General features: G+C 38.6%; 19 protein-coding genes and 1 pseudogene. 15 read left to right on the top strand and 5 right to left on the bottom strand.

Annotated features, from left to right (window positions below; translation table 11 throughout):
* Positions 1 to 22: 22 nt before the first annotated feature.
* The gene (gene gltP, locus ACFW35_RS13205; protein WP_379846310.1) at positions 23 to 1285 is read right to left on the bottom strand and encodes a glutamate/aspartate:proton symporter GltP; all 1263 of its coding nucleotides are present in this window, start codon (positions 1283 to 1285) and stop codon (positions 23 to 25) included.
* Between the two features lie 235 nt (positions 1286 to 1520).
* On the opposite strand from gltP, the gene ACFW35_RS13200 reads away from it, so the two are divergent.
* From ACFW35_RS13200 to ACFW35_RS13190, 3 genes are all read left to right on the top strand, one after another.
* Positions 1521 to 1841 (top strand): hypothetical protein, encoded by a 321-nt coding sequence (locus ACFW35_RS13200; RefSeq protein WP_379846308.1) that lies wholly within the window; start codon positions 1521 to 1523, stop codon positions 1839 to 1841.
* Positions 1842 to 1987: 146 nt separating this feature from the next.
* Positions 1988 to 2488: a cation:proton antiporter regulatory subunit gene (locus ACFW35_RS13195; protein ID WP_379846306.1), complete on the top strand. Its 501-nt coding sequence runs from the start codon at positions 1988 to 1990 to the stop codon at positions 2486 to 2488.
* Entirely contained in the window at positions 2485 to 3708 is a 1224-nt protein-coding gene (locus tag ACFW35_RS13190) for a cation:proton antiporter (protein WP_379846304.1), read from the top strand. Before ACFW35_RS13195 ends, ACFW35_RS13190 begins: the two co-directional genes overlap by 4 nt.
* A gap of 362 nt (positions 3709 to 4070) precedes the next feature.
* On the opposite strand, the gene ACFW35_RS13185 is transcribed toward ACFW35_RS13190, so the two are convergent.
* The gene (locus ACFW35_RS13185; protein WP_379846302.1) at positions 4071 to 5150 is read right to left on the bottom strand and encodes a nitric oxide synthase oxygenase; all 1080 of its coding nucleotides are present in this window, start codon (positions 5148 to 5150) and stop codon (positions 4071 to 4073) included.
* Positions 5151 to 5251: 101 nt separating this feature from the next.
* Between ACFW35_RS13185 and ACFW35_RS13180 the strand changes: the two genes are divergently transcribed.
* The 3 genes from ACFW35_RS13180 to ACFW35_RS13170 are packed head-to-tail and all read left to right on the top strand — an operon-like array spanning position 5252 to position 6473.
* Positions 5252 to 5737: an NUDIX hydrolase gene (locus ACFW35_RS13180; RefSeq protein WP_379846300.1), complete on the top strand. Its 486-nt coding sequence runs from the start codon at positions 5252 to 5254 to the stop codon at positions 5735 to 5737.
* Positions 5712 to 6260: a GNAT family N-acetyltransferase gene (locus tag ACFW35_RS13175; protein WP_379846298.1), complete on the top strand. Its 549-nt coding sequence runs from the start codon at positions 5712 to 5714 to the stop codon at positions 6258 to 6260. Before ACFW35_RS13180 ends, ACFW35_RS13175 begins: the two co-directional genes overlap by 26 nt.
* A gap of 12 nt (positions 6261 to 6272) precedes the next feature.
* The gene (locus ACFW35_RS13170) at positions 6273 to 6473 is read left to right on the top strand and encodes a hypothetical protein (RefSeq protein WP_379846296.1); all 201 of its coding nucleotides are present in this window, start codon (positions 6273 to 6275) and stop codon (positions 6471 to 6473) included.
* 159 nt (positions 6474 to 6632) lie between these two features.
* Here ACFW35_RS13170 and ACFW35_RS13165 read toward each other — a convergent pair whose 3' ends face one another.
* Positions 6633 to 7346 (bottom strand): AAA family ATPase, encoded by a 714-nt coding sequence (locus tag ACFW35_RS13165; protein WP_379846294.1) that lies wholly within the window; start codon positions 7344 to 7346, stop codon positions 6633 to 6635.
* Positions 7347 to 7505: 159 nt separating this feature from the next.
* On the opposite strand from ACFW35_RS13165, the gene ACFW35_RS13160 reads away from it, so the two are divergent.
* From ACFW35_RS13160 to ACFW35_RS13145, 4 genes are all read left to right on the top strand, one after another.
* Positions 7506 to 7871 (top strand): group I truncated hemoglobin, encoded by a 366-nt coding sequence (locus tag ACFW35_RS13160; protein WP_379846292.1) that lies wholly within the window; start codon positions 7506 to 7508, stop codon positions 7869 to 7871.
* Positions 7872 to 8091: 220 nt separating this feature from the next.
* Positions 8092 to 8571: a DUF2975 domain-containing protein gene (locus tag ACFW35_RS13155; RefSeq protein ID WP_379846291.1), complete on the top strand. Its 480-nt coding sequence runs from the start codon at positions 8092 to 8094 to the stop codon at positions 8569 to 8571.
* Between the two features lie 10 nt (positions 8572 to 8581).
* Positions 8582 to 8800, top strand: coding sequence for a helix-turn-helix domain-containing protein (locus tag ACFW35_RS13150; RefSeq protein WP_379846289.1), 219 nt, complete (start codon positions 8582 to 8584; stop codon positions 8798 to 8800).
* Between the two features lie 42 nt (positions 8801 to 8842).
* Positions 8843 to 9640: a DUF817 domain-containing protein gene (locus ACFW35_RS13145; RefSeq protein ID WP_379846287.1), complete on the top strand. Its 798-nt coding sequence runs from the start codon at positions 8843 to 8845 to the stop codon at positions 9638 to 9640.
* Positions 9641 to 9690: 50 nt separating this feature from the next.
* On the opposite strand, the gene cyoE is transcribed toward ACFW35_RS13145, so the two are convergent.
* Complete coding sequence (gene cyoE, locus ACFW35_RS13140) at positions 9691 to 10599, bottom strand: heme o synthase (RefSeq protein WP_379846285.1); 909 nt, start codon at positions 10597 to 10599, stop codon at positions 9691 to 9693.
* A 404-nt stretch (positions 10600 to 11003) separates the two neighbouring features.
* On the opposite strand from cyoE, the gene ACFW35_RS13135 reads away from it, so the two are divergent.
* Entirely contained in the window at positions 11004 to 11567 is a 564-nt protein-coding gene (locus ACFW35_RS13135) for an AAA family ATPase (RefSeq protein WP_379846283.1), read from the top strand.
* Positions 11568 to 11606: 39 nt separating this feature from the next.
* Here ACFW35_RS13135 and ACFW35_RS13130 read toward each other — a convergent pair whose 3' ends face one another.
* On the bottom strand, positions 11607 to 12539 hold the full coding sequence (locus ACFW35_RS13130) for a sigma-70 family RNA polymerase sigma factor (RefSeq protein WP_379846281.1): 933 nt from the start codon (positions 12537 to 12539) through the stop codon (positions 11607 to 11609).
* A gap of 315 nt (positions 12540 to 12854) precedes the next feature.
* Here ACFW35_RS13130 and ACFW35_RS13125 point away from each other — a divergent pair.
* The 4 genes and pseudogenes from ACFW35_RS13125 (at position 12855) to ACFW35_RS13110 (ending at position 15261) form a co-directional block, all read left to right on the top strand.
* Positions 12855 to 13396 (top strand): annotated as a pseudogene (locus tag ACFW35_RS13125) (AAA family ATPase).
* Positions 13380 to 14276 (top strand): aminoglycoside phosphotransferase family protein, encoded by an 897-nt coding sequence (locus tag ACFW35_RS13120; protein WP_379846279.1) that lies wholly within the window; start codon positions 13380 to 13382, stop codon positions 14274 to 14276. Before ACFW35_RS13125 ends, ACFW35_RS13120 begins: the two are co-directional and overlap by 17 nt.
* A 5-nt stretch (positions 14277 to 14281) precedes the next feature.
* Positions 14282 to 14695: a hypothetical protein gene (locus ACFW35_RS13115; protein WP_379846277.1), complete on the top strand. Its 414-nt coding sequence runs from the start codon at positions 14282 to 14284 to the stop codon at positions 14693 to 14695.
* 35 nt (positions 14696 to 14730) lie between these two features.
* Positions 14731 to 15261, top strand: coding sequence for a hypothetical protein (locus ACFW35_RS13110; protein WP_379846276.1), 531 nt, complete (start codon positions 14731 to 14733; stop codon positions 15259 to 15261).
* Positions 15262 to 15285 lie beyond the last annotated feature (24 nt).

Below are 15285 nucleotides of genomic sequence, written 5' to 3'. Positions count from 1 at the left end.
CCGACACGGTTTTTTAATATTGTTAGCTTACTTCTCTTTGGTATTCCTGAGCTTTTATTGGATTGAACTTGCCTTCCCATTTAGACATGACAACCGCTGCCAGTGAGTTACCCACGACGTTAACGGCTGTTCTCGCCATGTCCAGTATACGGTCGATTCCTGCAATAAAGGCTAAACCTTCAAGTGGAATTCCAACCGAACCTAGTGTTGCTAAAAGTACAACGAAGGATACACCAGGAACTCCTGCGATTCCTTTTGATGTTACCATCAATACGAGCAATAACGAGATCTGTTCAGCAATAGTAAGTTCGATGCCGTACATTTGAGCAATGAACAATGCTGCGATTGCCTGATATAGAGTAGATCCATCAAGGTTAAACGAATAACCAGTTGGAATAACGAATGAAGTGATGGCTTTCGGACAGCCGAACTTCTCCATTTTCTCCATCAATTTCGGTAGTACAGTTTCTGAACTTGCTGTGGAATAAGCCAGGATCAGTTCATCTTTTAAAATTTTGATTAACGTAAAGATGTTTACTTTAACCATCGCAGCCACTGCGCCTAATACGACGATTACAAAGAAGAACATCGCGCCGTATACGACGATAACAAGCTTACTTAATGGTACTAATGATTCTACACCGAATTTGGATACAGTCACTCCGATTAGTGCAAATACACCGAATGGAGCGAGCTTCATGATCTGGTTTGTGATATAGAACATGGCATCAGCTGTTCCTTGGAAGAACGCCAATACAGGTTTACCTCTTTCACCGATTGCTGCAATTCCTAAACCGAATAAAACGGAGAAGAAGATGATTGCCAGCATATCTCCTTGAGCTAATGATTCAAAAAGATTGGTTGGAACGATATTCAAGAATGTATCCGCAAATCCGTGACTTTCAACAGATTCAGTTGTTTCTACGTAACTGGAGATATCCCCTTTTGATAACGATTTCATGTCCACGCCTGCACCAGGCTGGAAGATATTTGCGATAAATAGACCGATCACGATCGCTAAAGTTGTAATGATTTCAAAATACAGAATGGTTTTTCCGCCAAGACGTCCTAATTGTTTGATGTCCCCAACACTTGCTACACCAACAATCAAGCTGGAAACAACGATAGGTACAACAATCATTTTAATCAAGCGGATAAAAATATCTCCAATAGGCTGCAGATAGCCTTGTACGGTTTCGTTTCCGTAAAACAACGCACCGATCAGAATCCCGAATGCAAGTCCAATCAGAATTTGCCATGCTAAACTTATTCTTACCTTCTTCAATTTGATTCACCTTCTTCATAATGTTTAGTCTAGTTGCCCACATGAAGTATATTTTAGTCAGAGAATTGAAGGGATGTCAAACTTAAAAATTGCCAGTTGTAATTATTTTTAAGGCGGCAACAACTTTTTTACGTTAAAAAAAGTATGGTGAAAGCAGGTAATAGCGGTTTTTTCGCTTTACTTCATTGACGTGTATTTTTATGATAAAATAAATGTAGAAAGGGGGGAGTAAGAATTGCATAGATTTTTATTAGTGGCATTGCTGTATGTGTTCATTGGTACATCCCTATTTCCAAACTATAATATGGAAAACTTATCATCGACACCTCTAAACGACGTGATTGAATTATCCTCTTCGTCGTTCGATGATTCTACGATTATTGGCGAATACCCAACGAAAAGTAAGAAATTAAAAAAGGGAATCAAAGCAATTCAGTTAAACAGCACTATGCTGCTGCAAGAACAGGTCGAGTTTAAATTTCAGCTGTCTAGTGATCACACTCACAAGAAAGCCGTATTTCTTACCCCTTATCAATTCCAATCGAATTACCTCTGACGATCATACAATTCCATTTTATTCTCAAAAAATCCTTAAACAACAAGGGTTTATTTCGTAAAGAAAAAACATGATGCATTGTTCGGAAAATACAAAACTTCCAACATTTATTTGTCATGCCTAAATAAGAAAAAAAGGAGATTGTTATGATCGTAAAAGAAATCGAATTACCCGGAATCGGCAGAAAGTTTGAAGTGGAAATCGCTAATGGAGATAAGGTGGTGGTGATCGTTCATGACGATGGCCGACGGGAGATATACCATTTTGACAAAAACGATTATGAAGAGAGTTTGTCATCTGTAACCTTGAGTGATACGGAAGCAAGACAGTTCGCAGCGATCATCGGAGGTATCATCTATCGGCCGAAAGCAATTGAAAACATTGAGATGGCCTTTGATGAACTGATGATTGAATGGTATAGAATTGAACCTGGATCATTCTCCGTCAATCGGACAATTGGAGAAATAGACATCCGTCAAAAATATGAAGTATCTGTTATTGCCATTGTTAAAGGAAATGAGAAGATATTGAATCCTGGACCTGAAACGATGATCCATGAAGGTGACATGCTAGTTATCTCAGGAGAAAGACATGGTGTGAAAAGAATCATAAAAGAGATGTTCTCTGCTGAGGTGAAAGGTGAATGACAAACCACCTCGTACTTGAAGTAGGGACAGCCTTAGTTATCATTTCAATTGCGGCCTTGCTCGCAAACAAATTAAACTTTTCCATCATTCCGTTCCTTATCATTTTCGGGATGATTGTTGGACCGCATGCCCCTGTTATCGGTGTATTGGACCTAACTTTTATCAACAGTAATGAAATCATAACCTTCTTTGGCAGAGTGGGTGTTTTATTTCTTCTGTTCTATCTCGGCTTAGAATTTTCAGTAGGGAAATTAGTGCGGTCAGGAAAAAACATTGCTGTAGGGGGCAGTATTTATATTCTGATTAACTTTACATTAGGGTTGCTCTATGCCTTAATCATGGGCTTTCCCTTATTAGAAGTTCTGATCATCGCTGGAATCATAACCATTTCATCGAGTGCCATTGTTGCAAAGGTCATCGTTGATCTGAGACGAACAGCGAATCCTGAAACGGAACTGATTCTAGGAATAATCATGTTCGAAGATATTTTTTTAGCGGTTTACCTATCGATCATTTCAGGTTTGGTATTAGGTGATGCGACTTCTGTGTTTGGAGTAGTTAAGTCCATTTTGATCGCGTTTGGATATATGATTTTGTTCTTTGTTATTGCCAGAACATGTACAAAATATTTGAACAAGCTTCTTAATATTACTTCCAATGAAATTTTTATTATTGTGATTTTCGCCTCTTTGTTCTTTATCGCTGGATTCTCAGAGACCATTCATGTTGCTGAGGCGATCGGTGCACTTCTTCTCGGATTGGTGTTCTCTGAGACAGAGCACAGTGAACGAATTGAAAAACTAGTCATTCCGTTTAGAGATTTTTTCGGAGCCATCTTTTTCTTCAGCTTTGGTTTAAGTATAGATCCATTCACGCTTGGCGGTGCAGTTTGGCTCGCCTTAGGGGCAGTTGTAATCACGATCATAGGGAACTTTGCAGCTGGAATGATCGCGGGAAGGAAAGCGGGGCTTTCTCATAAAGCTTCATCAAACATCGGCTTAACGATTGTTTCAAGAGGAGAGTTTTCCATAATCGTAGCCAACATTGGAATGGCCGGCGGGTTAGCTTCAATATTAAAACCGTTCTCTGCACTTTATGTATTGATCTTAGCCATCCTTGGCCCTTTGCTTACAAAAGAATCAAAGAGAATCTATACGTTCTTAAATGGAATTTTTAACTGGAAGACAGAGATTCCACAGATAAAAAAGAAAGCAAATTGAAGAAGGAGAACAGTAATAGATGAAAGAAATCATTTGGTTTAGTATTCTTTTGGTTGTTTTAGTGTTGATCTGTACACATTTTTATAATCTTTCAATACCAGATCATAAGTACCCAAGTTTATTTAAATTTTTGAAGCATATTTAATGAGGGGTACTTTAAGCTTTCCTGATTATAAAATCAAAAAAAAGACCAAATCACATAGTTGATTTGGTCTCATCATGTATACATGATACTTTTTCTACAAGCTGAAACGACCAGATAAATCTGGTCGTTTTTGATGTTATTTACATATCCAATATAGTGGTATTTCATCTGTAAAAAACGAATTACCAATTTCTCCTCCATTGGAGAACCCTTTTGCTCAATATGGTCTAGGTTGATAAAAATAATTCGGTTTAACGATATCGTTTTTGTACGGTTTATGAAAGATATGTGTCGTGGCAGGTGACATAGGCGGAATGAGCCATGCCCAGTTGCCGGTTACCGGTCTGCCGTTCTCTGTCTCTTTTTCTTCAAACTTATTAAACTGCTGTGCTGCCGTATGGTGGTCCACGATGCTAACGCCGTCTTCCCGGAAAGAATGCAGAACGGCGATGTTCAGCTCAACGAGAGCTTTATCCTTCCATAAAGAGATCGAACTCTTCGTATCGAGCTCCATGAGTGAAGCGATCTGCGGGAGCATGTTATACCGGTCTTCATCAGCCAGATTCCGCGCACCGATCTCCGTACCCATATACCAGCCGTTAAAAGGGGCAGCTGTATAACGAATTCCTCCAATTTCAAGCGACATATCCGATATAAAAGGAACCCCATGCCATTTAAGCTGCAAGTCTTCAAACCACTCGTATTCAGGGTGGCGAATATCTACTTCAAGAGGAGCATCTTCCGGCAGTTCATACAGTTTTGGAGGATTGTCATTGATTTGGATAACAATCGGCAAGACATCGAACTTTCCGTACTTCGGCTCCCAGCCCAGCTCGATGCATTTTTTCGTGAATTCAACTGAAGCAGGATCTCCAAGAATACCGTTTTCTAGTTGGTATCCAGCATATCGGATCAACTGATGGTTCCAGATGCGGATGTGCTTATGGTCTGTTTGCGGTTCGAAGACGGTGATCGCAGGACGGATGCGACCGCCATTTGTCGCATACTCCATGTGTTTTAAGATCGCCTGATAGATTTCTTCTTCTGTTTTGAGATGTCTCATGTCGATTGTATGCATCTGATCCCAGAAGAGCCTTCCGATACAACGGTTGCTGTTGCGCCATGCCATTTTTGCACCATGATCAATTTCAAAAAGGGTGTGCTCATAGCTTCCGGTAGAATTAATCTGTTTTGTAATCTCTTCTATGCGTTTATCGATTTCATTTTGTGTTTTATTTAACTCCTGGTAGCAGGAGATGATAAAGTCTTTTGCTTCTTGTAAAAGATTGGTATCCAAAATAGAGCCCCCAGCTAAAAATAAGTTATTATTATAATAGCCGAGATTTACCGTGTTTACCGCTTCAAACTGTTACAAAAAAAGTACATGGAGGAAAAGGTATGCGTGCTCCGTTCCAAGTTTTGGTTCTGCCTTATAGAATTACAGGAAGTAACATTGAATATGCAATCCTAAAGCGAGTGGACTTGCATTATTGGCAAGGAATCGCAGGTGGTGGAGAAGATGAGGAAACACCACTTGAGGCAGCAAGACGGGAAGTGTTTGAAGAAGCTGGACTTACTGAAACTTGTAAGATGATGACTTTAGATTCAATCACATCATTGCCCGTAGAACATGTTACCGGGGATTTTTTATGGGGTGAAGACGTTTATGTGATAAAAGAATACTCTTTCGGAGTGGAAGTTTCAGATCAAGAGTTAAAGTTGTCGAGAGAGCACTCTGCTTTTAAATGGGTGAGTTATGAAGAAGCCATGAAAGAACTGAAGTGGGACAGTAATCTAACAGCACTTTGGGAATTACATAAAAGACTGACAAGAATGATAGAAAGAGGAGACATCAAACATGAAGAACCAATTTCCTATAATTGAGACCGAGCGATTGATTCTAAGAGAAGTTACAAAAGCAGATGCTGAAGACATGTTAACGTATCTATCTGACCCAGATGTTGTAAAGCATATGGGATTAGAACCCTCCAGGTCTGTGGAAGATGCGTATGATGAAATCGCCTGGTATGAATCTATTGTTAACAAAAGCACAGGGATCAGATGGGGAATCACCTTGAAAGATGATAAAAGAGTGATAGGCAGCTGCGGTTTTCTGAACAGAGTTTTAAAGCATTACCGTTCGGAAGTAGGTTTTGAATTAAGCAAAGAGTATTGGGGAAAAGGAATTGCTCGTGAAGCATTGGAAGCTGTTGTGAAATACGGATTTGAAAATATGGAGTTAGAGCGAGTCGAAGCTCTTATTGAACCTGCTAATCTTCCATCGCAAAGATTGGTGGAAAAGACCGGTTTCCAAAGAGAAGGTTTGCTAAGACACTACGAATATACATGTGGTACATTTGATGACTTATATATATATTCACTTTTAAAAAAAGATCTTCATATTTAAACGGGTGTTTTCATGAATACAATGATACTTGCAGGAAGCATCGTTTTAATTGTACTCTCCTTGTCTCTTTTTATTTTTCATTTTATAAAAGCTGAAACGAAAAAGGAAAGGGTCATCATGACTTTTGCTTTTTTCACTGAACCGCTGGATATGTGGTCGAGTCTATTTTATTTAGGATGTTTCGGTATTATTTATATACTCGTGTTTGGTTAAGGATTTTTGTTGTGTACATTTGTTAATCCTGCAACCGAGTTGTGCAGGAATCGTAGTTTGTCGAAAAGCCTATAAATAAATTTGAAGGATCATAAATCATCATAATTATATTTTTCGTACTATTAATTAGCGCTTTAAGCACAGTTTGCTCCAAGCGTTTTACTCATTAAACAGATCTTTTAACATTTTCTCTCTGTGCTGCAGAAAATAACTCGTAATCTGATAGTGATCCGTCATCTCATAATCAATCTCCTGAATGGAGCCGTCATCAAAACTGTAAATCGTGGCATCCGGATATCCAAGAAGAATGGGAGAATGTGTGGCGATAATAAATTGACTGTCACCAGATGCTGCTAAATCATGCAGGATTTTAAGAAATGAGAGCTGCCGCTGGGGTGATAATGCAGCCTCAGGTTCATCTAACAGATAAATAGCTTTTCCCTTAAAGCGGTTCAGAAAAAGCGACAAAAAAGATTCACCGTGTGATTGTTTATGCAAAGATCGCCCGCCATAGGCATAGTTAGCGTCAACTTGATCAATATGAGTAGCAAAATGATAAAAAGATTCTGCACGAAGAAAGAATCCGTTTGTTACTTTAGGCATCCAGGATAGTCTGATGTAATCTCCTAACGCTGATTCAGCAGCATCTACTTCATAGTAGTTATTGCGTCCGCCTCCAGCCATATTAAATCCGCATTTGTCTGCAATGGCTTCCAACAATGTTGACTTTCCCGTTCCATTTTCACCAACAAAAAAGGTAATGTTATTTTTTATTTCTAGCTGATCCAGATTTTTTATGGATGGGATGGTGAAGGGATATTTATTTTTTGATGGAACCTTTTCATGCTGAACTTGAATTCTTTTTAGAAACATAAGAATCACCTGAGTTTTTTAATTTATCGTATCATGATTGTACCTTGCAGCCAAAATGAAGAAAGGACTTTTGGCTTAAAATTTGATATTTCCTTGTTCAAATTATAAAAAAGGGTAAAGATAATGAAGTATGTCAAAACACCAATGAGAGGAGCTTTTATGTTGGAACAAAATCTATATGAAAAAGTGGGCGGCGAAGAAGCGATCGCCAAGGTAGTGGATTACTTTTATAACGAACTAGTGTTAAAAGATGAAACGGTGAATCAATTCTTTGAAGGCGTGAACATGGAAAAACAAAAGAGCCATCAGACGAAATTCATCAGCTTCGCACTAGGCGGTCCAAAAAACTACACAGGAAAATCAATGGCAAAAGCTCATGAAGGAATGAATCTGCAGCCAGAGCATTTTAATACGATCGCTACACATCTGCACGATGCACTTGCCCATTTCGGTGTGCCGGAGTCAGATATCGATACAGCCTTAACTAGAGTTGCTTCACTCAGGGATGATATTCTGTATAAATAAAATGTGCAGTAGGATACGATGCTGCGCTGTTATTAATTGAATAAGTATTAAGACTTTAAAGAGCATTTCCTTAAATGAGGAATGCTTTTTATTTTTTGTTTTTATTCAAGAGAATAAATTCATTTCAATAATAATATAATAAAAATCAATATTAATTTATTGTAATTCGATAAATCATGTATTAAAATAAAATGAATAATAAAGAGTTGAGGTGCTTTTTATGAAAAGAGAAACATTCTTTTTGAAATTTGTTATTATTCTTATGGGACTTCCTGTTATTGCTTTGTGTATATTTGTATTGCCTGAGATCGCTGAATTTTTTGCAGAATTAAATCCAACGTTAGATTTTTTGCAATATCCCTTTTTAATCGGATTGTATGCAGCCGCAATCGTATTTTTCGCAGCACTATTTCAAACTTTTAAACTTTTAAGCTACATTGACAAGAACGAAGCCTTCTCGGAATTATCAGTAAGATCTATACAAAATATCAAATACTGTGCCATCACCATCAGTACCTTATTTGTGCTATTTATGCCACTCATATATCTTATGGCGGAGGTAGACGATGCTCCGGGTATGATATTAATCGGAATGGTCATTATTTTTGGCAGCATGGTGATTGCAGTCTTTGCCGCTGTCCTTCAAAAGTTGTTAAAAAATGCGATCGATATAAAATCAGAAAATGATTTAACAGTCTGAGGTGATAACAATGGCGATTATAATCAATATTGATGTAATGCTGGCTAAAAGGAAAATGAGTGTAACAGAACTATCGGAGAGGGTTGGAATTACAATGGCTAACCTTTCTATATTGAAAAATGGAAAAGCAAAAGCAATTCGGCTTTCCACCTTAGAGGCGATTTGTAAGGCATTAGAATGTCAGCCAGGTGATCTTTTAGAATACAAAAGTGATGAAGACAGCTTTTAAGGTCGTTCTATATCTATAAAAAATTCTGCGGAGGCATAATTCATGAGAGCACTAGAACAGCTCGTTCGTTTTGGTTGGGAGCAAGCACTATCCTGTTTGTTTCCTGTTGTTATATTTGCCTCATTGGCTATTACACAGATCCTACCGCTTCCCATCCTGCCGCGTTATGATTGGCTTCTTATCATTTGTCTGATGATGCAGTGGTGGATGGTGCGTTCTGGTCTTGAAACTAGGGATGAACTAAAGGTTATCACTTTGTTCCACCTTATTGGTCTTGCTCTTGAACTTTTTAAGGTGCACATGGGCTCTTGGTCTTATCCAGGAGAAGGATATTTCAAAATAGCTGGAGTGCCTTTGTACAGCGGATTCATGTATGCGAGTGTAGCGAGTTATCTTTGCCAGGCGTGGAGGAGATTTAATGTTGAATTGGTGAAGTGGCCTCCATTTTTGGCAGTTGTATCACTTGCAGCTGCGATATATTTAAATTTTTTCACCCACCATTATTGGATTGACGTTCGTTGGTGGTTATCTGGACTTGTCATCATCGTCTTTTGGCAATCATGGGTTACATACGAAGTTAATGGGACTCGTTACCGTATGCCACTCGCACTTTCTTTCGTGCTGATCGGATTTTTTATATGGATAGCCGAAAATATTGCAACTTTCTTTGGAGCTTGGGAATACCCGAACCAAACCGAAGCATGGAGTCTCGTGCATCTTGGAAAGGTGAGTTCATGGCTCTTGTTAGTGATCGTCAGTTTTCTTATTGTAGCAACGTTAAAGCGGGTTAAGGACAATTCAGAGAAGGTAGTTGTTAGTCAGGCTATTAAAATTCAATAATAAATTTTGTAAATAATAAAAGCCTGGCTGCCCAGGCTTTTTTTTGCTTTCTATTTAAGAATGAAAATCCCAACGAGGGAGTAAACGATAACCGTCGAAAACAGGATCGTCATGTGGATCAGTGAATAGATGAAGAGCAGTTTTGCCCATTTCTCTGAATCCTTGTTTTTCTTATAACCGTAGATGCTGAGAATGAGCCAGCCAACATTTAAAAGCAGGGCAACCAATGTCAGTCCTAAGCTCAACGGCAAGAAGAGAAAACTTGTTAAGCTTAGAAGCACTAAGTAAATGTTCGTTTGGGTATACGTTCTCTTTACACCTTTTACTACCGGCAGCATCGGAATTCTTGCGGCTTTGTATTCATCATGCCGGCGGATCGCAATCGCATAAAAGTGCGGCATCTGCCAGATCACTTGAATGATAAATAGTGCAGCAATGGCTGGATGCGTAAGGGTTCCGGTCATCGCGGCCCATCCGATCAGTGGAGGCATAGCACCCGAAATAGAGCCGACCTCTGTGTTATAGATCGTTCTTCGTTTCGTTAATATTGTATAAGGTACAACGTAAAAGAACAGACCAAGAAAACCTAACACTGCAGCGAGCGGAGTAGTAAAAGCAAGGGCAATCATGCCGAGAACTGCCATTGCGATCCCGAGCAATAATGCCGAGCGAACGTTGATCTCACCCGTAACAGTCGGTCGTACCTTCGTTCTTTCCATAATCGCATCGATATCTCGGTCATAGATGTTATTAAACGTTCCCGCTGCACCAATCACAAGAATAGTACCGATAAGGACGAACAATACATCTAACAGCTTATCACCAGGATCGATATCGTACGTATATAAAGCCAGCGTTAATCCCGCAAACATCGGTACAAGGTTGGATTTAATAATCCCTGTTTTGATCGTCTGTCCCAGGATTGCTGACAACTTTTGTTTTTCCATAGTTCTTTCCATTCTACAAGACACCATCTTCATATATTTATCTCTATAGGTTAACCAATTAATTGTAACCTTAAATACATCTCTATTAAAGCACTAAATCTTTTCCCAGTACAAATGATAGAACAACAGGAAGCACATTACAAAAGAGTTTTGTGAACGTTTTGTGAGGGTTGTGTGATGGTTATGTGATAGGGTAGTTTGCATTTTGACTTTGGAGAAAAGAGGGTTTTGAATCCGGTCCTATTTCTTCCTTTAATTCATAAATAAACGCTGGCTAAATATCTTCTTCAATAACAACATATAAAACTCCAAGTAATTTTAATTTTGGATTTACCCAGATTCTCCTAAACAATGGAATATTCTTCATATTCATAGTAGCATATAAAGTAATATTTTTTATAAATGGGGGATGCATCATGAAGCTGGTTTTATTATTCGGTCCTCAGGCTGTTGGTAAGATGACCGTGGGGCATGAATTAGAGAAGGTTACGGAGTTGAAGCTTTTTCATAACCATATGACGATTGATCTTGTGACAAAGTTTTTTGATTATGGAACGAAAGAAGGGAAAAGGCTCGTCCACTTGTTTCGCACAGAAATCTTTAAAGAGTTTGCACAAAGTGATCAATACGGAATGATTTTCACATATGTGTGGGCGTTCAATTATGAATCAGATTGGAAGTTCGTTGAGGATGTTTGCGGAATTTTCGAGGCTGAAGGTGCAGAAATCTATTTTGTAGAACTGGAGACTGACTTGGAAGAAAGGCTGAAACGTAACAAGACAGCTCACAGATTAGAACACAAGCCAACGAAACGAAACATCGAATGGTCTGAGAATGATTTGAAAACTTCAATGGATAAATACCGTATGAATTCATTTGAAGGCGAGATAAAAAAAGAGAATTACCTCCGTATTAATAACAAAGGTTTAAGTCCTGAAGAAGTTGCTATACAAATAAAAGAGCACTTTAATCTATTATGATAAAAGCCGATTCCAGTCTTTAGAATCGGCTTTTTGATTTCATGTCCAATTTAAGGGCGCTTTATCCAGTTGAGGAGGAATTCCCAATTCTTTTGATGCGGCTAGGATAAATTCCTTTCTGAAGAAATAGCTTCTGTGGTAAACAATCTTCCCGTTTTCTACATCTTGATATTGTATGTCGTGTACGAGAGGACCTTGATTGGAGTCAGCTAATACGACAATCACGGGTTTCCCCCATAAGATAAATTCCTTTGCGTGGTGACGAGGTAAGCCATACATGAGAGAGCCTTCACGCATTTCGTCTTTTGTCGTTTCTAAGAAACCTAAAGATGCTTCATAATGTACATGGTCACCGAATAACGCCAATATCCCTTCTAAATCTCCTTGATTAAAGGCTTTTAAATAGGCAGCTATAATTTTGTCTTTCTGTTCCTTTGTTTCATTTGTTTGTTTAGATGGTGAATGTGCATCGTTTTTCAGTTTTACCTTCATCCGGCGGGTTGTGGCATAAACAGCACCAGGGGTGGTCTTGATGATACTCGCCACTTCTTCTGCTTTAAAGGAAAAGACTTCCATGAGAAGGAATACAGCAGTCTGTCTTGGTGTGAAAAGGTGATACAGCTTTTCAAGTGCTTCTTCTAAATCATGTGTATCGTTAAAAGTTTCTTGTGGTTCTTCAGCTTCATCTATTGACCCTAAATTTCTCTTTTCTCTTCTGCAATGGTCAATCCAGGTATTGGTCGCCATTCTGTATAAGTAAGATTTCAGGTTTGTAGGATGCCAACGCGTAAATAGTCCTCCCATGGATTTAAGTACCGTTTCCTGAAATAGATCCTCCCCATCCCAAGGCGACCCCGTTAAATACCGGCAGTACTTCCAAAGATCACTGCCCATTTCATCAATCATGGATTGAAATTGTTGCTGAAGCTCACGTGACTGTTCGTACAAAGTGGTTGTTTTTGATTGTGGCAAAATAAAACCTCCCATAAAAATTTCCAATCTAAATTTCCGATCTATATGTATAACGAATAAAGTGAAAAGAATTAAACACTTTTATGAAAATTAATTTATTTGTCTCTTAAATCAGTGTCTTCTCTTATAAATTCGGTTACTTCTCCATTTGATTTAATTTTCACTCCCGTTAAATACCCTAAATAAGCAGCGCCAGTATCAATATTCCAAGCGCCTTTTAATTTATAATCGAAGTAGATGTATTCTCTTTTATAAATCGATTTCCTCTAAATACATATTTGCTTAATAGTAAAATTTAAAAGTGAGGTAAAGAACATGTTTTTTATTCAAATGGCCGGTTTTCCAGGTGCAGGTAAGTCCACACTTGCTAGAGAAATAGGTAAACGTATTGGTGTGGTTGTGATTGACCATGATGTGTAAAATCTGCGTTGTTACATTCTATAGAGGAAAACACTCTAGACCCGAAACTAGCTGGGAAGATTTCATACAATATCGGTTGGTCTTTACTTGAATCTCAGTTATCTAACGGTAGTAGTGTAATATTTGACAGTCCTTGCTTTTATAATGAAATGATTAAAAAAGGTACTACATTAGCAGAGAAATATGAAGCTAGCTACAAGTATGTTGAATGTATTTTAAATGATTTTGATCAAACCAACGAAAGGCTGAGGAACCGTAATAGAATGATCAGCCAAATTAAAGAAACAAATATTGAGATGTTCAATTATGGCTTGCACAACAGCAAAAAACCTTCGAATCACAAGTGTTTAGAGGTGAATACAAGTTTACCAATAAAGGACTATATTGACGAAGTGATTCATTACATATTGGAGAGAGACTATGAGACTACCAGATAAATTTGTTCAAATCTTAAAAAATATCCATAAAGAGAAAGCAGATGAATGGCTCAGTAATTTTGATGAAATGATTGCCTGTTACGAACAGAAGTGGGAGCTTTCGATTCATGATTCGTTTGACTTGTCTTTTAATTTTGTCGCTCCAGCAACTCGGAAGAACGGGGAAGAAGTCGTGCTAAAAGCAGTTCTTTCGGATAAAGAATTTCGTGCAGAATTAGAAGTTCTTAAATTGATGAAAGGGAAAGGCATGGTTAAGTTATTGGAATATGATCTGGACCTTGGAGTTATGATTCTTGAACGATTAAGACCCGGGCATACGCTGGCGGAAATAAAAGATGATGAAGAAGCCGCATATATAGCCTCTCAAATTATGAAGACACTTTGGGTGGCGGCTCCTAAGAATTCGAACATGGAAACAGTGGTTGATAGGGAAAATAGCTTGAAAAGGATTGCACGACACCCGAATGGATTTGGTCCAATTGCAAAAGAGAAGATAGATGAAGCGCTGAAGCTTTTTGAACAGCTAAATCGTGAAATTAATCAGCCTTATCTTCTGCACGGGGATCTCCATCATTATAATATTTTGAAAAATGGTGATTCATGGACAGTAATTGATCCTAAAGGGTTGATCGGAGACCGAGAGTACGATGTGATTCAGTATTTGCTGAACAAACTGCCAGAGACGAATGTAAAAGAAACCATTGAGAAACGTATAAATATTTTCGTGAAAGAACTGGACCTAGATAAAGAGAGAGTGTTGTTAAGAGGGTTCTCTCATGCGGTTTTATCCACATGCTGGACGATCGAAGACGGGAATTTTAACGAAAAATTCTTACGTACAATCGAGATTTTTCAGGAATTGTATAAGGAAAGCAGGTAAACCTTATGAAAAAGTTCGATGCACCTTGGTTTGAAGTAGCGTATATGTTGAAAGTGGAGAATTGGATCAAAGAAGTACTTCACGAAGAAGATAATCTTTCATTATCAGGAGATATTTCAGAAGTGAAAAAAACAGACTTTTCCTTAGTTCTTCTCGTTCCGGTCAACACTGGTAATCTATATTTCAAAGCTACTCGATCTTCTACTCATCATGAAGCAGCGGTAAGCCTCTACTTTCATTCAATGTATCCAGGAAAGAGCACGGGAATTGTGAGAATACAAGAAACAGAAGGATGGCTGTTGATGAAGGAGCTCGGGGGAGTTCCGATCAGGCAATTAAAAGATAAAGAAATTTGGAAAGCGGCGATAACGGAATATGCTCAGCTGCAAGTTTCCGAGATTTCAAATATTGACGAATAAGCAGCATGAATGTCCCGAACTGAACACTTTCAACTTTGAAAAAAGATATTATCCAGCACTTAGAAGGTATGTGTGATACGGGGTTGAGTGCGGAAGAAAAAGAAGCGGTGATGAAACTGCAGCCGGAACTTATAGCCATGTGCGATGAACTGGAGCAGCTTGTTCCCGTACATTCCATCGATCACGGCGATCTTCACTCGGCGAATATTCAGTATGTGAACGGAAAGCTAGTGTTCCTTGACTGGGGTGATTCTTCGATTACGCATCCTTTTTTCAGTACCCGCGTGTTTTGGAATTCACTGTATGAGCTTGTAGATAATGATCCAGAGTGGCTGAAGATGATTGATGAATTCCGGCCATTCTATTTGAAGCCGTGGACTGCTTTTGCACCTATGGAAAAGTTGGAAAGAGCGCTTAAGATTTCGGATCAGCTTGGGTGTGTGCATCGGGCGATCAGCTGGTATTCCTACTTAAATCCATCTGTTGCCGATCAATCTGAACATAAGAAACCCTCACAATGGATGCATGCGTTATTAGAAGAAAGAGAGTTTGACAAAACGAGATAAATAAATTATGTAAAATATAGGTAA

This window comes from Fictibacillus sp. NPDC058756 (genome assembly GCF_042746035.1).
Classification (GTDB): Bacteria; Bacillota; Bacilli; order Bacillales; family Fictibacillaceae; genus Fictibacillus.
This window is presented reverse-complemented; position numbering and strand designations above follow the sequence as displayed.